Origin of the sequence: Streptomyces sp. NPDC086147 (assembly GCF_040702165.1) — a bacterium.
Taxonomy (GTDB): Bacteria; Actinomycetota; Actinomycetes; order Streptomycetales; family Streptomycetaceae; genus Streptomyces.
This window is the reverse complement of record NZ_JBFBJO010000002.1, coordinates 587622-601768: the sequence shown is the minus strand read 5'-3', so window position 1 is coordinate 601768 and position 14147 is coordinate 587622. Positions and strand designations below refer to the sequence as shown.

12 protein-coding genes are annotated in these 14147 nt (G+C 74.9%); 7 read left to right on the top strand and 5 right to left on the bottom strand.

From position 1 onward, the window contains the following. Window positions 1-48 precede the first annotated feature (48 nt). Complete coding sequence (locus AB0398_RS07315; RefSeq protein ID WP_366372869.1) at window positions 49-1602, top strand: PucR family transcriptional regulator; 1554 nt, start codon at window positions 49-51, stop codon at window positions 1600-1602. A 57-nt stretch (window positions 1603-1659) separates the two neighbouring features. Here AB0398_RS07315 and AB0398_RS07310 read toward each other — a convergent pair whose 3' ends face one another. Beyond that, on the bottom strand, window positions 1660-2058 hold the full coding sequence (locus AB0398_RS07310) for a TOBE domain-containing protein (RefSeq protein ID WP_366372868.1): 399 nt from the start codon (window positions 2056-2058) through the stop codon (window positions 1660-1662). Window positions 2059-2266: 208 nt separating this feature from the next. On the opposite strand from AB0398_RS07310, the gene AB0398_RS07305 reads away from it, so the two are divergent. After that, complete coding sequence (locus tag AB0398_RS07305) at window positions 2267-6472, top strand: bifunctional nitrate reductase/sulfite reductase flavoprotein subunit alpha (RefSeq protein WP_366373028.1); 4206 nt, start codon at window positions 2267-2269, stop codon at window positions 6470-6472. 13 nt (window positions 6473-6485) lie between these two features. Here the strand turns inward: AB0398_RS07305 and AB0398_RS07300 are convergent, their stop codons facing one another. From AB0398_RS07300 to AB0398_RS07285, 4 genes are all read right to left on the bottom strand, one after another. Next, a complete protein-coding gene (locus tag AB0398_RS07300; RefSeq protein ID WP_366372867.1) occupies window positions 6486-7955 on the bottom strand; it encodes a hypothetical protein in 1470 nt (489 codons plus the stop codon). Between the two features lie 374 nt (window positions 7956-8329). Continuing rightward, complete coding sequence (locus tag AB0398_RS07295; protein WP_366373027.1) at window positions 8330-8413, bottom strand: putative leader peptide; 84 nt, start codon at window positions 8411-8413, stop codon at window positions 8330-8332. Between the two features lie 98 nt (window positions 8414-8511). Beyond that, window positions 8512-8832 carry a DUF3040 domain-containing protein gene (locus AB0398_RS07290; RefSeq protein WP_366372866.1) on the bottom strand — a complete coding sequence of 107 codons (321 nt, stop codon included), beginning with the start codon at window positions 8830-8832 and terminating at the stop codon, window positions 8512-8514. Between the two features lie 39 nt (window positions 8833-8871). Further along, window positions 8872-10170 (bottom strand): ArsB/NhaD family transporter, encoded by a 1299-nt coding sequence (locus AB0398_RS07285; protein WP_366372865.1) that lies wholly within the window; start codon window positions 10168-10170, stop codon window positions 8872-8874. 349 nt (window positions 10171-10519) lie between these two features. Here AB0398_RS07285 and AB0398_RS07280 point away from each other — a divergent pair, with 349 nt between their 5' ends. The 5 genes from AB0398_RS07280 to AB0398_RS07260 all read left to right on the top strand — a co-directional run bounded on the left by AB0398_RS07280 (window position 10520) and on the right by AB0398_RS07260 (window position 14124). After that, complete coding sequence (locus tag AB0398_RS07280) at window positions 10520-11485, top strand: LLM class F420-dependent oxidoreductase (RefSeq protein ID WP_366372864.1); 966 nt, start codon at window positions 10520-10522, stop codon at window positions 11483-11485. Window positions 11486-11588: 103 nt separating this feature from the next. Continuing rightward, a complete protein-coding gene (locus AB0398_RS07275) occupies window positions 11589-11834 on the top strand; it encodes a DUF6479 family protein (RefSeq protein WP_366372863.1) in 246 nt (81 codons plus the stop codon). A gap of 163 nt (window positions 11835-11997) precedes the next feature. Further along, the gene (locus AB0398_RS07270; protein ID WP_366373026.1) at window positions 11998-12663 is read left to right on the top strand and encodes a HemK2/MTQ2 family protein methyltransferase; all 666 of its coding nucleotides are present in this window, start codon (window positions 11998-12000) and stop codon (window positions 12661-12663) included. A 97-nt stretch (window positions 12664-12760) separates the two neighbouring features. Beyond that, window positions 12761-13051 carry a CDGSH iron-sulfur domain-containing protein gene (locus AB0398_RS07265; RefSeq protein WP_366372862.1) on the top strand — a complete coding sequence of 97 codons (291 nt, stop codon included), beginning with the start codon at window positions 12761-12763 and terminating at the stop codon, window positions 13049-13051. Beyond that, on the top strand, window positions 13048-14124 hold the full coding sequence (locus tag AB0398_RS07260; protein WP_366372861.1) for an iron-containing redox enzyme family protein: 1077 nt from the start codon (window positions 13048-13050) through the stop codon (window positions 14122-14124). The genes AB0398_RS07265 and AB0398_RS07260 overlap by 4 nt, the downstream gene beginning before the upstream one ends. The last annotated feature ends 23 nt before the right edge of the window (window positions 14125-14147 follow it).

Here is a 14147-nt window from a genome sequence, read left to right as displayed (position 1 = left end):
CGTGAATGTGAGCGCGGGCCCGTCCCGCGACCGCGCAAGGAGCCTCGTATGCACGTCGACCACCTCCTCCGGCTCGACCGGCTGGACCTCTCCCTCGTCTGGGGCGACGAGGCGCTGCTCGGCCAGGAGATCTCCGGGGTGACCGCGACCGACCTGGAGGACCCGGAGCGCTTCCTCCAGCCGGGCGAGGTCGTGCTGAGCGGGCTGGTGTGGTGGAGCCCGGACGGCGCGCCGGCCAGGACCGACCGCTTCGTGTCGGCCCTGCGCCGGTCGGGGGCCGTGGCACTGCTCGCCGGCGAGGAGACCCACGGGCACGTGCCGCGCGAGCTGGTCGACGCGTGCCGCAGGCACCGCGTCGCCCTGGTCGCCGTGCCCCCGCACACCAGCTTCCGGGCCGTCACCGAAGCCGTCTACCTGCGCCAGTGGGGCGAGCTCAACCGGTACCCCACCGGCCATCACGCCCTGCCGGAGAACGTCCGCCTGGACCTCGACCGGGCCCTGGAGGGCGGTGCGACGACCGGCGAGCTGCTCGACCGGGCCTTCGCCCACCTCGGCACGCCCGCCTGCCACCTGCTCACCGCCAGCGGCCGGACCGTGGCCCGCACCGGCGGTACGGCGGAGCTTTTGGCCCGGGAGGCCGCGGAGGTCCTGCGGGACGGGCGGGGCACGACGCTGCGCGTCGAGGCGGAGGGCACGGACTTCGACGCCTGGCACCTGCACCTGCCGGAGGAGGGGCGGGTGCCCCCGAGGGTCCTCCAGGAGATGTCCGAGCTCCTCGGCCGGCACCGGCGCCGCCGGGACCGGCACCGGGCGGCGCGCGGCCCCGCCGCCGCCCGGCTGGTGGAGGCGATCGGCGCCGCGCGCGCCGACACCGAGCGGCTGCGGAGCGCGCTGGCCTCCTGCGGCCTGGCGGACCGGGCCGCGTACACGGTGGTCGTCGCGGCCCTGGAACCGGACGGGAACGGCGGTGCCGACGGGGTCGCCGGGCTCACCGAGGCGCTCGGCCACCTGCCGTCCGTCGCGTTCGCCGTCGCTCCGGGCGCCGGCGACGAGGCGACGGCCGTCCTCGCCCACGAGGGGGGCGCGGCGGACGGCGCGACGGACGACACGGCGGCGCGGCTGCGCGAGGTGTGGCCGCTGATCCGGGCCTGCCGGCCGGAGAGCACCTGGCGGGTCGGCCTGAGCCTGCCCGCCACCGCCCCCGCGGAGCTGAACACCGCGCTGGCGCAGGCCCGTTACGCCCTGGCGGCGACTCCCGCCGCGCCGTCGCCGCCCTCGTCGGCCCCGTGCGTCGCCGGGCTCCGCGACCTCGACGGGCTGGCCCTGCTCCTCGCCGGCGTCCCCGCCGACGTGCGGGACGTCTACCGCACGACGGTCCTCGGTCCCCTGATCGGCGCCGGACGGGGGTCGGGGACCATGCTCCTGGAGACCCTGGAGGCCTTCCTCGCGCACGACTGCTCCTGGACGAGGACCGCCGAGGCCCTGCACATCCACGTCAACACGGTCCACTACCGCGTCGAGCGCATCGAGTCCCTCACCGGCCGGGACCTGTCCCGCCTCGACGACCGGGTGGACCTGTACGCCGCCCTCCTCTGCCGCTGAACCGGTCCCGGCCGTAGCAGGTCGGCACAGGTCGACGCGCGCCCCGCCCGTGGCGGTTCAGCGCAGGTCGACATGGACGTTGGTCGACTTCACCCGGGTGGTGACCGTGACCCCGACCTCGAGGCCCAGTTCCTCGACGGCCTCGCGGGTCACGAGGGACACCAGCCGGTGCGGACCCGACTGCACCTCCACCTGCGCGGCCACGTCGTCGACCCGTACCCCGGTCACGATCCCCACGAAGGAGTTCCGCACCGAGGTCGACACGTCGTCCTCCGGGACGGCGTGCAGCCCGGCCCCGCGCTCCCGGGCGAAGGCGGCCAGGGCCGCGCCCTCGATCACCCGCCGGCCGGCCCCGTCGCGCTCCACGGCCGGCCTGCCCCCGTCCGCCCACCGGCGAACGGTCTCCGAACTCACTCCGAGCAGCCGCGCGGCCTGCCCCATGCTGTACGACGGCATCCCCGCACTCTAGGGGGTGCCGGACGGATCACGGCCGCACCCGCGTCGTCCACCGGGTGCCGGCGGGTGCTCACGCCGCCCCGGCTCCCGTCGTGCGTCCGGTGTAACGTCCCGTGCCCGGGGGGCGTGATCGCCCGGAAACCGGGGCTTCCTACGGTCGTGGGGGTGGGAGACCTCCCACCCGGGAGGACGACGACGAGGGGTGCCGATGGAGCCGGAGGGCGGGACTTCGCGAACGGTCTGCTCGTACTGCGGGGTCGGCTGCGGCATCGTCCTCGACGTCGCGCGCGACCCGGCGACCGGGCTGCGGCGGGTCGTGAAGGCGTCCGGCGACAAGGCGCACCCGGCCAACTCCGGACGGCTGTGCACGAAGGGGGCCACGAGCGCCGACATGACGGCGGCCCCGGGCCGGATCGGGAAGGCGCTGGTCCGGGCGGAGCGCGGCGGCGAGCCGGTCGAGACGGACGTGGACGCCGCCGTCGAGGCGGTCGGGGGGCGGCTGCGCGCGATCCTGGACGAGCACGGACCCGACGCGCTGTCCTTCTACGTCTCCGGGCAGATGTCGCTGGAGGCGCAGTACCTGGCGAACAAGCTGGCCAAGGGCTTCGTCCGCACCCACCAGATCGAGTCGAACTCCCGGCTGTGCATGGCGTCGGCCGGTTCCGGCTACAAGCTGTCGCTCGGCGCGGACGGGCCGCCCGGCTCGTACCGGGACCTCGACCACGCGGACGTGTTCCTCGTGATCGGCTCCAACATGGCGGACTGCCATCCGATCCTCTTCCTGCGGATGATGGACCGGGTGAAGTCGGCCGGGGCGAAGCTGATCGTCGTCGACCCCCGGCGCAACGCCACCGCCGACAAGGCGGACCTCTTCCTGCCGATCCGGCCGGGCACCGATCTCGCCCTGCTCAACGGACTGCTGCACCTCCTCGTCGAGAACGGGCACGTCGACGAGGAGTTCGTCGCGGAGTTCACGGAGGGCTGGGAGGAGATGCCCGCCTTCCTCTCCGACTACCCGCCCGCGAAGGTCGCCGGGATCACCGGACTCCCCGAGGCGGACATCCGGGAGGCCGCGCGGTGGATCGGCGAGGCCGGGGCGTGGACGAGCTGCTGGACCATGGGGCTCAACCAGTCCACGCACGGCACCTGGAACACCAACGCGCTCGTCAACCTGCACCTCGCGACCGGCGCGATCTGCCGTCCGGGCGCCGGTCCCTTCTCGCTCACCGGCCAGCCCAACGCCATGGGCGGCCGGGAGATGGGCTACATGGGGCCGGGGCTGCCCGGCCAGCGGTCGGTGCTCGTCGACGCCGACCGCGCCTTCGTCGAGGAGCTGTGGAACGTCCCCGAGGGGACGCTGCGGACCGAGGCGGGGCGCGGCACGGTCGAGATGTTCGAGCGGATGGCGGCCGGGGACATCAAGGCATGCTGGATCATCTGCACCAACCCGGTCGCCTCGGTCGCCAACCGCAGGACCGTCATCGACGCCCTGGAGGCCGCCGAACTCGTCGTCACCCAGGACGTGTTCGCCGAGACCGAGACCAACGCGTACGCGGACGTGGTGCTGCCGGCCACGCTGTGGGCGGAGTCCGACGGCGTCATGGTCAACTCCGAGCGGAACCTCACCCTCGTCCAGGGGGTCGTCGACCCGCCCGGGCAGGCCCTGCCCGACTGGCAGCTGATCGCCCGGGTCGCCTGCGCGATGGGCTTCGCCGAGGGCTTCACGTACGTCTCCGCCGAGGAGGTGTTCGAGGAGCTCAAGCGGGCGTGGAACCCGGGGACCGGCTGGGACCTGCGCGGCGTGACGTACGAGAGGCTGCGCGCCACCCCCGTCCAGTGGCCGGCCGCGGCCCTCGACGGCCCCGACCGCAACCCGGTCCGGTACGTGAACGACGGCGTCAGCCAGACGCTCCTGGAGCGCGAGGACGGCACCCGGCCCCGGCTGGCCTTCCCGACGGCGAGCGGGCGCGCCCGGTTCTTCGCGCGCCCGCACCTGCCGGCGGCGGAACTGCCCGACGACTCCTATCCGTTCGTCCTCAACACCGGACGCCTCCAGCACCAGTGGCACACGCTGACCAAGACCGGCAAGGTCGCCAAGCTCGCGAAGCTGAACCCCGGTCCCTTCGTCGAGATCCATCCCGAGGACGCGGCGGCGCTCGGCATCGCCGAGGGCGACGGCGTGGAGATCGCCTCGCGGCGCGGGCGCGCCGTCCTGCCCGCCGTGGTCACCGACCGGGTCCTGCCCGGGAACTGCTTCGCCCCCTTCCACTGGAACGACCTGTTCGGGGAGTACCTCGGCATCAACGCCGTCACCAACGACGCCGTCGACCCGATCTCCTTCCAGCCCGAGTTCAAGGTGTGCGCGGTGACCCTCGCGAAGACGGCCGCCCCCGTGCCCGTCCCCGTCGCCGTGCCCGTCGCCCACCCGGAGGAGGAGCGGGCGCGGGAGGCGGGACGGGAGCCGGACGGAGGGGCCGTGCCCGCGCTCGCCGCCCTTTTCGGCGTCGCGGACCTCGCCCCTCCCCCGTTCACCGAGCCGGAGCGCCACTACCTCGCGGGCTTCCTCGCCGGACTCGCCGGGCCCGCCGGAGCGCCCGCCGACGGCCGGGTGCCGGTCCTCCCGGCGTCCGCGCCCTTCGCGCCGGAGCGCGGGCTCTGGGTCGACGGGGTGCTCGCCGGGGCGTTCTCGCGCGCCGCCGCACCGGCTCCGGCCCCGTCCGACGGCCCGGCGGAGGACGGACAGCGGGCCGTCCCCGCGCGCCGCCTGCTGGTCCTGTGGGCCTCCCAGACCGGCACGGCCGAGGAGTTCGCCGTCACCGCCGCCGGCCGGCTCGCCGAGGCCGGGCACTCCCCGGCCCTCCTCCCGATGGAGGGCGCGGACCTCGGGGGGATCGGTCCCGACGCGGACCTGCTGGTGGTGACCAGTACGTTCGGGGACGGCGACGCCCCGGACAACGGAACGGCCTTCTGGCAGGCGCTGGCCGCCCCCGACGCCCCGCGCCTCGACGGCGTCCGCTTCGCCGTCCTGGCCTTCGGCGACTCCGGCTACGCCGACTTCTGCGGCCACGGCCGACGGGTCGACGAGCGCCTCGCCGCGCTCGGCGCCACCCGCCTCCACCCCCGTACCGACTGCGAACCCGACCACGAGGAGGGCTCCGGAGCCTGGCTCGCGGCGCTCCTGCCGCTGCTCGCCGCCCCGGCCCCCGGGTCGGCCCCGGTGCCGTCCCCCTCCCCGGCCCGTGCTCCCGTCCCCGCCGGGCGGGTCGCGGACTCCGGGGCGGCGCGGCCCCCGGCGTACACGAAGGCCTCCCCGTTCGCCACGCTCCTCGTCGGCAACCGGCTGCTGAGCCTGCCCGGTTCGCAGAAGGAGGTGCGGCGGTTCGCCTTCGACACCCGGGGCGGCGAGCTCGCGTACGAGGCGGGCGACGCGCTCGGGGTGTGGCCGGTGAACGGCACGGGTCCGGTCGCCGAGTGGCTGGCGCTCACGGGGCTCGACCCCGACGAGCCGGTCGACGCGGGCGGCGCCGGGCCCCTCCCGCTGGCCGAGGCCCTGCGGACCCGTCTCGACGTCACGCGCGTCACCCCGGACCTGCTGAGGTTCGTGGCCGAGCGCTCCGGGAGCCACGACCTCAGGCGGCTGCTGCGCCCCGGCAACAAGGACGAGCTGGCGAAGTGGGGGTGGGGGCTCCAGATGGCCGACGTGATCGGCGGCTTCCCCGTCCGCGCCTCCGCCGCCGAGTGGACCGGGGTCCTCAAGCGCCTCCAGCCGCGCCTGTACTCGATATCCTCCAGCCCGCTGGCCCACCCGGGCGAGGTCCGGCTCACCGTCTCCGTCGTGCGCTACACCAACGACCGCGGCCGGGACCGCACCGGCGTGTGCTCCGCCTACCTGGCCGACCACGCCGACGACGGCCCCGTCCAGGTCTTCGTGCAGCGCTCCCCGCACTTCCGGCCGCCGGCCGACTCCGCCACGCCCATGATCATGGTCGGCCCCGGAACGGGCGTGGCCCCCTTCGTCGGCTTCCTGGAGGAGCGCCGGGCCCGGGGCCACACCGGCCGCAACTGGCTGTTCTTCGGCGAGCAGCGCGAGGCCACCGACTTCTACTACCGCGAGGAGCTGGAGGAACGGCTCGCCTCCGGCCATCTGCACCGGCTCGACACCGCCTTCTCCCGCGACCGGCGCAACAAGGTCTACGTCCAGGACCGCATGCGCGAGCACGGCTCCGTCCTCTGGTCCTGGCTGCGGGACGGCGCGCACTTCTACGTCTGCGGCGACGCCGCCCGCATGGCCAAGGACGTCGACCGGACCCTGCGCGAACTCGTCGCCCGGCACGGCGGGATGGGCGACGAGGAGGCGGCCGCCTACGTCGAGCGGATGGCCGTGGACCGGCGGTACGTCCGCGACGTGTACTGAGGCGGGGCGGGGCTCAGCCCGCGGTGATCCGCAGGACGCCGGTGACCGTGCCCTGGAGGTAGGCGCCGTCCGGGGCGACGGTGCCGGCCATCTGGAGCGTGTCGTACAGGGATCCGACGCCGACCTGCTTGGAGCGGGTGACGCGGCCGGTCTCCGGGTCGATCTGGACGTAGCGGTACGGGTCGAGGATGCCCGTCCCCCTGGTCCCGGGGATGAGCGGGTCGCGCAGGACGGTGTGCAGGGTGTTCGTGGCGGTGGACAGCTTCGGTACGGCCGCCGAGCGCAGGGTGTTGTCCCAGACCGTGGCGCAGCCGGTGCCGTCGGGGCGGATGTCGACCCGGGTCAGGCCGCCGGCGAAGTCCGCCGAGGAGGGGACGGACGGGCCCGCGCCGTCCGGGAGCGCCGGGTACGGGTAGCCGTAGGTGCCGGCGACGAAGACGCTGTCGCCCGCGCCGATCGGCGAGTTCTCGCTGCCGGGGCCGCCGGCGGCCTGGAGGACGGGGATCGAGCAGACCTCGGCACCGCCGGCCGTGCGGTACACCTTGAGGCGGACGGTGGTGTCGGCGTTGTCGACGATCGCGACGTAGTCGGTGCCGGTCTTCGGGCCGAGGAAGGTCGGGGTGGAGCCGCTGCCCCAGCTCAGCAGGCCGGGCTTGCGGGCCCGGCCCCGGTCGTACGCCTGCCGCCAGGCGATCGTCGGGGTGCCGTCGGCGTCCGCGGTGAGCAGGTAGGTGGCGTGGGTGCTGGTGACGGCGGTGCCCTCGGGGGCGGTGGAGATGCTGTTGGCGACGCGCTCGCCGGCGGGCAGGCGCAGGGTGGTGACCCGTCCGGTCCGGTCGTCGGCGAGGCCGACCACGCCGTTGCCGGTGGCGAACCAGACGCGTCCCTGCCAGTCCGGCGAGAGGCCGGTGACCGCGTCGTCGGCGGGGACGGCGGAGGCGAGGGAGAGGCTCCGGTCGACGGAGAGGTGCCACTTCCCCGAGGCGTCCTTGCGGTGGGCGACGCGCAGGAGGCTGCGGCTGCCGTCCACGACGACGAGCCGGTCCTCGTCGTCGAGGTAGGCGTAGACGCCGCCGAGGAGCGAGCCCTTGGTGAGCTGGAGGCTGGTGAGGGAGGAGCCGTCGGCCGGGTTCAGCAGGTGGACGGTCGGGACCTGGCCGAAGATCGGGGTGCACAGGACGACCGGGTGGCCGTCGGAGCCGACGAGGACGGTGGGGCAGGCGGAGGCGAGGGCCACCCGCTTCGACGCGAGGGCACCCGCGCCGGGGCCCGCCAGCGGGGTGGTGTCCGAGGAGCCGGTGTCCCCGTGCATGGTGGCGGTCCCGTCGGGGCCCGCGTACGGGTTGTGCGGCGGTACCGGGGCGAAGTCGGCCGTGGGCGCGGCTCCGGCGGGGACGGCGGTGGCCGCGAGGGCGAGGGCGGAGAACAGCGCGGCGACCAGGGGCCTGCGGCGGGCGCGGGGGCGCGCGGACGGGACGGGCATGGCGGGGACGGGATCCTTCCGGGAGGGGGTGCGGGGCGGGTGCGTACGCGGGCGCGGAGGAGACCCGTACGGGCGGAGTGGTGCGTACGGGCGGGGCGGCGGGCACGGGTGGGCGGACCCCGCGGTCGGCGCTCCCGGGATCGCCGGGAGGGCAGGGGACCGGTGGGGTCGGTGGGGCTGATGGGGCCAATGAGGGTGATGAGGCTGAGGGGATCAGCGAGGCCGATGAGTCCTGTGGGGCCGACCGGGCGTTACGCGGCCGGGACCCGGCTCCGGCGGACGGAGGCGCGCCGGGGGCGACGGGCGGCGGCCGAACGGGTGTCCCGAAAACGGCGGCGGGCGGCGGCCTCGGTCGTGCAGAACCTCTGCCGGAGTCAGCGCCCGCTACAGAGGGCGCCGGACGTACGCGCGAGGTCGACGTGGCGTCGTCGCGTGAGGGTCGTCCGGCTGCTCTTCATGCACATGATCGAACCAGGTGCCCGTCGGCGGGGTCAAGGCGCACCGGCCGCCGTTCCACGGAGTGGGACGGCGGGGCGGGCGGGCTCTCACCTCGGCGTCACCACCGGCCGCCGAAGCCCCGTCCGGGTCCGCGCCGGTGTCGGTGCCGGTGTCGCCCGGGCCTCCGTTCCGCGGGGTCGAAGAGGTTCACCGCCAGGGCCGCCGTGACGAGGCCCGCCGCCAGGAGCAGGCCGTGCGGGACGAGCCCTCCGACGACGACGGCGGCGAGGGCGAGGGTCATGGCCGGCCAGGCCAGGCCGCGCCGGTGCTCGCGGGGGCGCCGGGGGCGGCCTTCGCGCGGGCCGCGGGCGAAGCGGGGGTCGTCGCGCCACAGGACGGCCTCCAGGTCGGCGGTCCGCTCCTCGTCGGAGTCGTCCATGGTGTCCTCACTCCTCTCGGTGGCCCGGCGGGGCGCCGGTCAGGCCAGGACGAAGTAGCGCAGCCAGACGTACAGGCCCGCGAGGGCGGTGGTGGCGGCGGTGACGACCAGGCCGTACCTGCTGAACTGCCAGAAGGAGATGGGGTGGCCCGCGCGTTCGGCGATGCCGACGGTGACGACGTTGGCGGAGGAGGCGATGATCGTGGCGTTGCCGGCGAGGTCCGCGCCCAGGGCGAAGGACCACCAGAGCATGCCGGCCCGTTCGGTGCCGCCGGAGGACTCGACGATCTGGGAGACGACCGGGCTGACCGAGGCGACGAAGGGGATGTTGTCGATGACGGCGGAGGGCACCACCGAGCCGAAGAGCAGGGCCATCGAGGTGCCGAACAGCTTCCCCTCGGTGGCCCGGGCCGCCGCCTCCCCGATGTCGGTGACGACCCCGGTCCGCACCATGGCGCCGACCATCACGAAGAGCCCGGCGAAGAACGCCAGCGTCTGCCACTCCACGTCCGCCACCACCTTCTCGGGCTTCAGCCGGGAGACGGCGAGCAGGATCAGCCCTCCGCTGATGGCCACGACGGAGGGTTCCAGGTGCAGGGCGGTGTGCAGGACGAAGCAGACCATCACCAGGCCGATGACGACGCCGCTGACGACGAGGAGCCGCTTGTCGGTGATCGCGTCCCGCTCGCGCATCGCCATGACCCGTTCGGCCCGTTCCGGGTCGTACGAGAAGGAGCTCCGGAACATCCAGCGGGCCATCAGCGCGAACACCAGGATCAGGAAGGTGGTGACGGGGGCCATGTGGAGCAGGAAGTCGTTGAAGGAGAGGCCGGCCCGCGAGCCGATCATGATGTTGGGCGGGTCGCCGATCAGGGTGGCGGCGCCCCCGATGTTGCAGGCCATGACCTCGGCGATCAGGTACGGCACGACGGGGAGGCCGAGCTTGCCGCAGACCGCGATCGTGACCGGGGCGATGAGGAGGACGGTGGTGACGTTGTCCAGCCACGCCGACAGGACGGCGGTGGTGAGGATGAGGAGCACCATGAGGCGGTACGGGCGCCCCCGTGAGCGTTTCGCGGCCCAGATGGCGACGAACTCGAACACGCCGGTGCGTTTGAGGACGGAGACGATCAGCATCATGCCGAGGAGCAGGAAGAGGACGTTCCAGTCGATGCCCGTGTGCTCGGAGAAGAAGGCGTCCTCCGGACTGGTCGCCCCGATGAGCAGCATCGCGACCGCGCCGCCGAGGGCCGCGGCGACCCGGTGGACCCATTCCGTGGCGATCAGTACGTAGACGGCCGCGAACACCGCGACGGTCGCCCACGTGGTCACGCTCACGGCGGACCCGCCGGGTGGGGACGGCGGCCGGGTTCGGGCGGGGTCTCCGGAGCGGTGCGGGGGCTCCGTGGTCTCCAGAAGGGAGGTGTCATGGGCGCGGACTCCGTTCGTGCCATGGCCCGGAAGACCGGCGCCACCGGCCGGACCCGCACTCCGTGCGCCCCGCCCCGCGCACCGACGCGGCGACCGGGTCGCCGGGCGATCCTCCACCCCACCATCCCCCGGGGCACCGTCCGCCCACATCGGGGCCGACACCCATTTCCGCCCGTCGCACGCGGTTCCGGCCGCCGTCGCCAGAAGTGTCCGGCATGCCCGTTTCAAGGGGCGTGTTCGCGGCAAGTCGCCCGGCATGATGCAGATCGGCTACACGATGATGACCGAGCAGGCCGGGCCCCGTGAGCTGGTGGGGCACGTGGTCGAGGCGGAGCGCGTCGGATTCGACTTCTCCGTGATCTCGGACCACTCCTTCCCGTGGCTGGACTCGCAGGGCCACGCCCCGTACGCGTGGAGCGTCCTGGGTGCGGCGGCGCAGGCCACCTCCCGCATCCCGCTGATGACGTACGTGACCTGTCCGACCTTCCGCTACCACCCGGCGGTCGTGGCGCAGAAGGCGGCGACCGTGCAGTTGCTGTCGGAGGGCCGGTTCCGGCTCGGCCTCGGCTCGGGCGAGATCCTGAACGAGCACGTCGTCGGCGAGGGCTGGCCCTCGGCGGGCGTCCGCCTGGAGATGCTGGACGAGGCCGCCGGGATCATCCGCGACCTGTTCTCCGGCGAGTACGTGACCCACCGCGGGACCCACTTCCAGGTCGAGAACGCCAAGCTGTGGGACGTCCCCGACACTCCCCCGCCCATCGGGATCGCCGTGTCGGGCCCGCACTCCTGCAGGGTCGCCGGGCACCGGGCCGACCTGGTGATCGCCACGGAACCGAAGGGGGAGCTGCTCGACGCCTTCGACGAGCACGGCGGCGCGGGCAAGCCGCGCGTCGGCCAGATGCCGGTCTGCTACGACCCCGACCGGGACGCGGCGGTGGCGCGCGCCCACGACCAGTTCCGCTGGTCGCTGAGCGGCTGGGGCGTCAACTCCGAGCTTCCGCTGCCCTCCGGGTTCGCCCAGGCCACCGAGAACGTGCGGCCCGAGGACGTGGCGGAGAACATCCCGTGCGGCGACGACGTCGACGCGTTCGTGGAGGCCGCCCGCCCGTACGCCGAGGCCGGGTTCACCGAGCTGGCCCTCGTCCAGATCGGCGGCGGGCACCAGGAGCCGTTCTTCCGCTGGGCGGAGAAGGAACTGCTTCCGGCCCTGCGCGACCTCTGAGAACGCGCGAGGGCGGGGCACCGACCGTGAGCGAATGGATCTTCTCCGCGAGGGTATCCGCCGTTCCGAACGAACTGCCCCGTCTCCGACAGGAAGGGCGATCATGCTTCTCTCCTCTCTCCCCGCCGCCGCACCGCCTTCCCTCCTGGCGGCGGAAGGTTCCTCCTCACTCCTGCTGATCGTGGTCGGAGTGCTGGTGGCGGCCCTGCTGCTCGGCGCGTTCTGGTGGGGCTCCCGGCGGGTGGCCCGGCGGAAGCAGACCGCCGGAGTGGCGCAGCCCCCGGCGGCGGAGGCGAGGCGTGAGTCCTGGCAGCCGCCGGAGCAGTCCGAGCGGGACCGGGACCGCTGAGGTACGGGGCCGTGAAGAACCCGATACGGAACTCCGAGGAGGCGTCCGCGCCGGTGGACCGCGTGCCGCCGGCGTCCGGCGCCCCGTCCCGGGCGGGAGGTCGGCCGCTGTGACCCAGGTGACCCCTCCCGTCGGCGAGGACTTCGCCGCCCCGCCCGGGGACGTGCGGGCGGACACGCCGCGCGTCTACCGGCTCCCCGGGGTGTACGCGCCCCAGGGGGACACCGCGCTGCTGCTCGCGAACCTGGCGCGCGAGGAGTTCCGGCACGGCGCGCGGTCGCTCGACCTGTGCACCGGCACCGGTGTCGTCGCGGTCGCCTCCGCCCTGCGGGGCACGCGGGCCACCGCCGTGGACATCTCGCGCGCCGCCGTCACCACGGCCCGTCTCAACGCGCTGCGGCACCGCTGCCGGGTGCGGCTGTTCCGGGGCGACCTGGAGGCCCCGGTGGCGCACGAGCGCTTCGACCTGATCACCGTGAACCCGCCGTACGTGCCCTGCGAGGACCCCGCGCTGCCTGCGCGCGGCCCCCGGCGGGCCTGGGACGCGGGGACGGACGGGCGCCTCCTGCTCGACCGGGTCTGCGCCCGGGTGCCCCGTCTGCTCACCTCCGCCGGGACCCTGCTCGTCGTGCAGTCGTCGCTCTCCGGCGTCACCGCCACCCTGGACGGTCTGCGCCGGGCCGGGCTGCGCGCCCGGGTGGTCGACCGCCGCGTCCAGCCCTACGGCCCGGTGATGGCCTCCCGCGAGGACTGGTTCGCCGCCCGGGGGCTCGTCCCGCCCGGGACGCGCGCGGAGGACCTGGTGGTCATCCGCGCGTCCCGCGCGTGACCCCGGCCCCTCCCCCGCCGCACCGCCCGCGCATGGGCGCGGTCCGGCGGGGCAGCCGCGCAGCAGAGGAAACGAGACAGCCGATGGGTGGTGTGTGATGTCCCCTTCCCCGGACGTACGGCCCGGTGCCGTGCCCCCGGTGCGGACGGAAGGCCCCGCGCGGAGCGCGCCGCCCCTGGTCCGGCCCCTGGACGACGGGCCGATGCTCGTCGAGGGGCCGGTGGACGTCGTCATGCCCGACGGATCGGTGCGGCACTGCGAGCGGCCCGTGGTCGCCCTGTGCACGTGCCGGCGGAGCAAGCGGGCCCCGTTCTGCGACACCAGCCACCGTCACCGGCAGCGGCGCCCCCGCCCGGCGGCCGACTCCCCGGAGGACCCGACCTCATGACCGCCGCCCCGCAGACCGTCCGTACCGCCTCCGGCGCGCCCGGGGTCCCCGAGGCCCGCGGCGAGGTGTCGCGGGCGGTCCGGCGACGGCTGCTCGGCGACCCCGGGGCGCTGCCCGACGGCCCGGAGGTCGCGCGCTGCGATCCGTACGGCGAGGACCTCCAACTCGCCCTGCACCTCTGCTACGCCCTGCACTACCGGGGGTACGACGGGGTCCCCGAGACCCTCGAATGGGACCCGCACCTGCTCAGGACCCGCGCCCTCCTGGAGCACCGCTTCGAGAGCGCGCTGCGCCACGACTGCCGGCACCGCGGGGACGTGGACGAGGAGCTGGGCGCCCTCCTCGTGGAGCCCGCCGAGCCCACCGGCGTCTCCGCGTTCCTCGCCTCGCGGGGAGAGCGGTGGCAGGTGCGGGAGTACGCGGCGCTCCGCTCCGTGTCGCAGCTCCGGGAGGCCGACCCGTACCTCTGGGTGATCCCCCGGCTGCGCGGCCGCGCCAAGGCGGCGATGGTGGCGATCGAGTACGACGAGTTCGGCTGCGGGCGCGCCGACCGGATGCACGAGCGGCTCTACGCCGACCTCATGGTGGACCTGGGGCTCGACCCGGCGTACGGACGGTACGTGGACGCGGTGGGGGCCGAGACGCTGGCGGCCGTGAACCTGTCGACCTTCCTCGCCCTGCACCGGCGGCTGCGCGGCGCGCTGGTGGGGCACTTCGCCGTCGTCGAGGTGACCTCACCGCCGGCCGCCGCCCGGCTCGTCGAGGCGATGCGGCGGACGGGCGCGGGTCCGGCGGCGGAGCGGTACTACGACGAGCACGTGGAGGCCGACGCCGTCCACGAGCAGCTCGTGCGCCGGGAGGTCGTGGGCGGCCTCCTGGAGGACGAGCCGGACCTGGCGCCCGACGTCGCCCTCGGCATCGCGGCGACCGGCTTCCTGGAGGACCGGCTCGGCGCCCGCGTGCTGAACTCCTGGGAGGAGGGCCGGAGCGCGCTGCGGGCCCCGCTCGCTCCCGAAGGCCGCGAGGACCGCGAAGAGGCCGACGACAGCGAACGGATCGTGTCCGGGAGGTAGCGCCGTCCGCCCGGCGGGGCCCG